A 6,035-nucleotide genomic window follows, 5' to 3' on the forward strand; every position below is an offset into this window, starting at 1 on the left:
GCCGCGCCGCGCGGGGGCGGCGGCCGGATACGGATCGCTGCCCAGCACCCGCCAGTCGGTGCGCAGCGGCTCCTCCAGCAGGGGTCTGCGGGTGGCGTCCCACGCCTCGCGCGCCCGGTTGACCAGATCGCTCCAGCGCTCGCCCGCGCCCGCGCCGAAGGCGCCGTCCAGCGCCTGGAGCACCCCGGCGCGGGAGGCGTTGGGCAACGCCACGTCCGTGCCGTCGGCGAAGAGGTGCCGCACCGCCGGGTCGACCTGGGTGAGCCGGACGGTCTGCTCCAGGGTCTCCTTGCCGGTCTTCACGAACAGGTCCCGGTAGACGGCGGGCAGCCGCAGCAGCCCCGGGCCCGTGTCGAAGCGGAAGCCGTCCCGCTCGAACACCCCGACCCCGCCGCCATGGGTCCGCCCGCGCTCGTACACCACCACCCGGTGGCCCGCGACGGCCAGCCGGGCGGCGGCCGCCATGGCGCCCATCCCAGCGCCGATCACCGCAATCCGTGCCATGCCAGTGACTTTATCCGGCCCCACCGACAGCCCCGCGTTCGTCCCCAGGCGCACGCTGGGCCCGCACGCGGGGGACTGAGTACCCGTACCTAGTCGGCGAGATGAGTAGGCGCACGGATGGGCGGCCACCCCCGCAGACGGGAGAGTGGAGCACACGGAAGGACGCGGACCGGACCGCCGACACGGGGCGGCGGAACGGCACGGCGGCCTTCCGGACGGGGGAGCCGCCGGGGAATACGCCCCGGGGGCTCTCACGGGGGAGAACGGGGGAAAGTACGGGGGAAAACGGGGGAGTACGGACAGGAGGCGCTGTTCCGCGACGGGTCGATGGGGGTCGAACCGTTCCGGAACAGCGCCTTCTGTTTCGTGCGGGCGACCGTCCTGCGGAAGCTGTCGCGGGACGTCGTCAGCCCGAAGCCGGAGCCTCCTTGACCAGGGCTCCGCCCACCCGCCCCTGCAACAGCCGGGACAGGGCGGCGTGGACGTCCTCCAGCGACCGCTCCGGCTGGTAGGACTGCCAGTCGAGCGCGGCCACCAGCACCATTCCGAACAGCGCCGAGGCAGTCAGCGGGATGTCGATGTCGTCGCTCAGCTCCCGCGCCGCCACCCCGGCCCGCAGCTCGGTCTCGATCACCGCTATGGCCTGCTGCCTGACCATCATCAGCGTCGACTGCCAGGCCCGATTGGTGCGCCACAGCTCGGCCACGTACAGCTGGGTCAGCGCCGGATAGCGGGAGATGAAGTCCAGCCCGGCCCGGACCATGGCGTCCAGCGCGTCCACATGGCTGCCGCCGCGCTCGGCGTTCTCGTCGGCGGCGTTCTGGAGCGAGGCGGTCAGCAGCTCGACGCCGTGCCGCAGCAGCTCCTCGAAGAGCACGGTCTTCGACGCGAAGTTGTAGTACACCGTGCCCTTGGCCACCCCCGCCCGCTCGGCGATCTCGTCCACGGTGGTGGAGGAGAAGCCCTGTTCGGCGATGAGGGTGACCGCTGCTTCGAAGAGTTTCTGCCGGGTGCCCTGGCGGCGCGTGCTGCTGCTGTCCATGGCGCCGATTCTGCCCGCTGCCGGAGTGGTCCCGCTCACAGGGCGCCCACGGGCATGGCGCCGACTGTGCTCACAGGGAGAGCTGCGGGTGCAGCCGGTCGACCGACCAGACCTGCCTGCGGCGGGCCGACCACGCGGTGAGCGCGAGCGCGGCCGCGCCGAAGCCGGACAGCACCCCGCATGCGACCCACACCGGGCCGAGCCCGCCGCCCGTGATGAGCCGCCGCAGCCCGTCCACGACGTAGCTCATCGGCAGGAACGGATGGACGGCGTTGAAGAACCGGGGGCTGGTCTGCACCGGATAGGTGCCGCCCGCCGAGGTCAGCTGGAGCATCAGCAGCGCCAGGACGAGGATCCGCCCGGCCGGTCCGAAGCGGGCGTTCAGCCACTGCACGATCGCCGCGAAACAGGCGGCCACCAGCACCAGGAAGCCGACCGTGCCCGCGGCCCGCACCATCTGGAGCCCCACCGCCCAGTGCAGTACGGCCATCAGCGCCACCGTCTGGAGCGCCCCGATCGCGGCGACCGGCAGCCATCCGGCGAACGCGACGCGCCAGGAGGAGGCCCCGGCGGCGACCGCCCGGGCGTTGAGCGGCGGGATCAGCATGTAGGCCACCATCGCGCCGACCCACAGGGACAGCGGGATGAAGTACGGGGCGAAACCGGTGCCGTAGTTGGGTGCCTTGTGCAGCGCCTGGTTGACGAGCTGGACCGGGTCCGCCATCACCCCCGTACGGGCGTCCCGGTCGTGCTTGTCGTAGTCGGGGATCTTCGCGGCGCCGTCGTGCAGCCCGCCGGAGAGCGTGCCGGAGCCGTCGGCCAGCTTGACCAGACCGCCCTTCAGGGAGGTCGACCCGGTGCGCAGCTTCCCGACACCGGTGTCGAGGGTGGACGCCGCGCCGTGGGCGGTGGTCAGCCCGGTGTGCAGCTTGCCCGCGCCCTTGGCGACCTTGTGCGCCCCGGAGTTGAGGGCGTTGACCTTCGTGACCGCGGCATCGAGGTCGCTGCCCAGGTGCGGGGCCTTGTCGGCGAGCAGGAGCGCCTTGTCGTGCAGATCGTTCAAGTCGTCCGCGAGGATGTCGAGTTGCCCGGTGTTGTCCTTGACGAGCTTGTTGACGTCCTCGGCCACATCGGCGGCGCGGTCGGCCGCCCGTACGGCCTTCTTCAGCGCCGGGCAGTCGGGCGCGGTGGCCACCGGACCCTCGCAGCGGGTCCGGTAGTCGGCGGCGAGGTCGTCGGACGCCGAGCGGGCGTCGGCGGCGGCCGTGGAGGCCGCGTCGGGGAGGTCGTCCAGGTCGTCGGACGCCCGCTGGGAGGCGTCCGCGACCAGCCGGGAGACGTCGCCGATCTCCTTGCCGTGCTTCTTGAGGAACGGACCGGCCTTCTCCGATACGCCGTTCACCGTGTCGGCCAGCGTCTGGGTACCGTCGGCGACCCCGCCCGCGCCCGTGTCCAGTGTCCCGGCGCCCTTGTTGAGCTTGCCCAGCCCGGACTTCAGGCCGTGGGTGCCCTTCTTCGCGGTGCCCAGGCCCTTGGCGAGGTCCCCCGCGGCGGTCCTGGCCTTGCCGATGCCCCGGCCCAGCTCGTCGGCGCCCTTGGCGGCCTTCTCGGTGCGGCCGTGGATGTCCCCGAAGGAGACGAAGATGTTGTCGTAGAAGCCCCGGGACGCCTTGGTGGAGGCCGCCGCGCGTACCTCGGAGAAGACGCTGCGGGAGATCTGGCCGACGATGTAGTTGTTGGCGTCGTTGGTGCGCACCTTGAGGGCGCCGGTCTCCGGGTTCCCGCCGGAGCTGGAGGCGATCCGCTTGCTGAAGTCCTCGGGCACGGTCAGCGACAGGTAGTACTTGCCGTTCTCGACACCCTCACGCGCCTCGGCGGCACTGGTGCGGTGCCAGTCGAAGCTCTTGCCGCTGCCGAGCAGCCGGTCGGTGAGGTCGTCGCCCGCAGTGAGGTGCTTGCCCTTCACGGTGGCGCCGCTGTCGGAGTTGACGAGCGCCACGGGGATCTTGTCGAGCTTGCCGTACGGATCCCAGAAGGACCACAGATAGAGCGCGCCGTACAGCAGCGGCAGCAGGAGCAGGGCGGCGAGCGCCGCCCGGGGCAGCTTCCCCCTGCCGAACCGCTTCAGCTCAAGCGCGGCCAGTTTCGGCGAGCGCATCCGCCGCCCCCTCCTCGTCGGTGTCCGTGTCCGTGTCGTCGGTGGCGGCGTCTTCGTCGGTGCCCGTGACGGTCGAGACCACCACGGCGCCCTCCGGGGCCTGGCTGCACACCGCGAGGACCGTGGTGCCGCCCTCCGCGATGCCGCGCAGCAGCGCCCAGGCCCGTTCGCGCTCGGCGTCCGAGAGCTTCAGGTCGGTGTCGTCCACGGCCAGCAGCCGGGGCCGGGAGATCAGTGCGAGCGCCACCGACAGCCGCAGCGCCTCCAGCCGCTCCAGGTCCCGTACGGCCGTACGCGGCCCCTTGGGCAGCGCCTCCAAGTCGAGCCCGGCCGCCGTGAGGGCCGCCTCGATCGCGGCCCGGGCGGCGGCGGCACGCTCCCGGCGCGGCCGCAGCAGCCCGCGCGGCGAGTCCCCGAACCGGCGCTGGAGCAGGGCCCGCTCGCGCAGATGCTCGGCGACCGTCAGCGCAGGTTCGAGCTCGCTGACGCCGGGTACGTGGGCGAGGGCGCTGATCCGGCGTATCCGGCGCATCTCCTGGGGGACCCGGAAGCCGCCGACGGCGGCCTCCCCGGTGGTGGGGCGCATCCGTCCGGTGAGCGTGAGCAGCAGACAGGTGCGCCCGGAGCCCGAGGGCCCCTCGACGGCGATCAGTGCGCCGGGGTCCGCGGTGACACCGACATCGCGATACGCCCAGCCGTGTGAGCCCTTGACGCCGAGTCCGCCGGCCGTCACCGCCGCTCCGGTGCCCCGGTCGGGGGTGCCCGTCACGAGAACCACTCCCTGTGTGCGTCGGCTGTGTGAATCAACAACTTTTTGAACTGACCAGTCAGTTCAATTCAGTATGGGGGATCGCGGATCGGGCATCCGAACCGGGGCGGGCCCAGGGGTGAGCCAGAAGTGACTCGGAGTCGAAAGGAGCAGGTCAGAGCCGATTGTCAGTGGTGTGCCCCACGATGGCCCCATACGGCGGTCGCTTCGTCGCACGACCCGGCCGCCACGCGACGACAGGAGGTTCGTCATGGCCAGTACCGCCGCAGAGCGCCGGCACCGTGCCGCCGCCCCGGCCCCTCCCCCTGCCCCTTCGTCGACCAGTCCCGCTTCGTCGGCCGGCCCCGCGAGCGACGTCCACCCCGTGCTGCGCCGCTCCGCGGCCCCGCCCGCCGCACTCGACCTGCTCACCCAGGCCCACCAGGGGCTGGAGGAGGCCGCCGTGCTGGAGACCGCGAACGAGCGATTTGCCACCGCACATCTGGCGGCCCTGCGCACGGCCGCCGCCGTGCTCGCCGCGCGGGGCCGCCCCGAGACCACGGCCCGGCGCCGCGCCCGGATCCGCAGCACCTGGGAAGTGCTCCCGGAGGTCGCTCCCGAACTGACCGAGTGGAGCGCCCTGTTCGCCTCCGGCGCCGAGCGCCGGGCCCGCGCCGAGGCCGGGATACAGGGCGCGGCCAGCTGCCGTGACGCGGACGATCTGCTGCGCGCCGCCGCGATGTTCCTGCGGCTGGTCGAGCGGATGCTGGTGCTCCAGCCCGTGCTGCCCCGGCAGACCCCGCCGACGGACGGCGAGCCGGGCCGCTGACCACCGCCGACCACCGTCGAAACCACCGCGGGACCGGCCCGGGCTTCGGAGGCAATAGGCTGGGAGCGACGTCAGTAACCCGTCGTCGCCGCCCCCGGCGGTGACGGCACCGCGCCGAGGAGCCACCCGCCGTGTCAGACCCGCAGCGCCCCCGTGCGTCCCTCCGTACCGCCGTGGTGTGGGAGGTCCTGAAAGACGCCCTGGAACGGCGGGCCAAGGCCGCGGGCGGGGGAGCGGCGGCAGCCGAGGGGGCCGGTAGCGGGGCCGCCCACGGGACGCTCGACGTGCTCGACACCGGGGGCGGCAGCGGCAACTTCGCCGTGCCGGTCGCCCAGCTCGGCCACCGCGTCACGGTCGTCGACCCCAGCCCCAACGCGCTGTTCGCGCTGGAGCGGCGGGCCGCCGAGGCCGGGGTCGCCGACCGGGTGCGCGGCGTCCAGGGCGATGCCCACGGCCTGTTCGACGTGGCCGAGCGCGGTGGCTATGACGTGGTCCTTTTTTATTTTTCTCCTATTATAGTTCTATTTTTTTTATTTTATAGATATATTTTATTTTTCTTTTATTTTGTTATGTCTTCTACTGTTACATTGTTCTCAATATTGGTGCTCATGCCTGTATTTTCCATACATGTAGAATTTATTCTATCTTATTTTTTTTTTTCTGCCTGAATTACCACTTGGGACGAGAGATTATGAATAACTCCCTCTCCTCATCAGATGCTCAGTAACTGTGCAATTTTTTTTTTTTTTTTTTT

At 71.0% G+C, this 6,035-nt stretch carries 5 protein-coding genes and 1 pseudogene; 2 read left to right on the forward strand and 4 right to left on the reverse strand.

Annotated features, from left to right (window positions below; genetic code table 11):
- The 4 genes from SSOG_RS33215 to SSOG_RS33230 form a co-directional block, all read right to left on the reverse strand.
- Positions 1-504 (reverse strand): NAD(P)-binding protein (locus tag SSOG_RS33215; protein WP_154686118.1); only part of this gene is annotated, 504 nt, incomplete at its 3' end.
- 406 nt (positions 505-910) lie between these two features.
- Positions 911-1,546: a TetR/AcrR family transcriptional regulator gene (locus tag SSOG_RS33220; RefSeq protein WP_009718644.1), complete on the reverse strand. Its 636-nt coding sequence runs from the start codon at positions 1,544-1,546 to the stop codon at positions 911-913.
- Between the two features lie 70 nt (positions 1,547-1,616).
- A complete protein-coding gene (locus tag SSOG_RS33225) occupies positions 1,617-3,704 on the reverse strand; it encodes a YhgE/Pip family protein (protein ID WP_009718645.1) in 2,088 nt (695 codons plus the stop codon).
- Positions 3,676-4,482: an ATP-binding cassette domain-containing protein gene (locus tag SSOG_RS33230; protein ID WP_009718646.1), complete on the reverse strand. Its 807-nt coding sequence runs from the start codon at positions 4,480-4,482 to the stop codon at positions 3,676-3,678. Before SSOG_RS33230 ends, SSOG_RS33225 begins: the two co-directional genes overlap by 29 nt.
- Positions 4,483-4,723: 241 nt before the next feature.
- On the opposite strand from SSOG_RS33230, the gene SSOG_RS33235 reads away from it, so the two are divergent.
- A complete protein-coding gene (locus tag SSOG_RS33235) occupies positions 4,724-5,281 on the forward strand; it encodes an SAV_6107 family HEPN domain-containing protein (protein WP_039939275.1) in 558 nt (185 codons plus the stop codon).
- Between the two features lie 131 nt (positions 5,282-5,412).
- Positions 5,413-5,779, forward strand: a pseudogene (locus SSOG_RS33240) (class I SAM-dependent methyltransferase); the annotation flags it as partial.
- Positions 5,780-6,035: the final 256 nt, after the last annotated feature.

Source organism: Streptomyces himastatinicus ATCC 53653 (genome assembly GCF_000158915.1).
Taxonomy (GTDB): Bacteria; Actinomycetota; Actinomycetes; order Streptomycetales; family Streptomycetaceae; genus Streptomyces; species Streptomyces himastatinicus.

Excerpts from the sequence above, each read along its gene's own strand:
- SSOG_RS33220 (WP_009718644.1), bottom strand. The coding sequence starts at position 1,546 with ATGGACAGCAGCAGCACGCGCCGCCAGGGCACCCGGCAGAAACTCTTC.
- SSOG_RS33225 (WP_009718645.1), bottom strand. The coding sequence starts at position 3,704 with ATGCGCTCGCCGAAACTGGCCGCGCTTGAGCTGAAGCGGTTCGGCAGG.
- SSOG_RS33235 (WP_039939275.1), top strand. The coding sequence starts at position 4,724 with ATGGCCAGTACCGCCGCAGAGCGCCGGCACCGTGCCGCCGCCCCGGCC.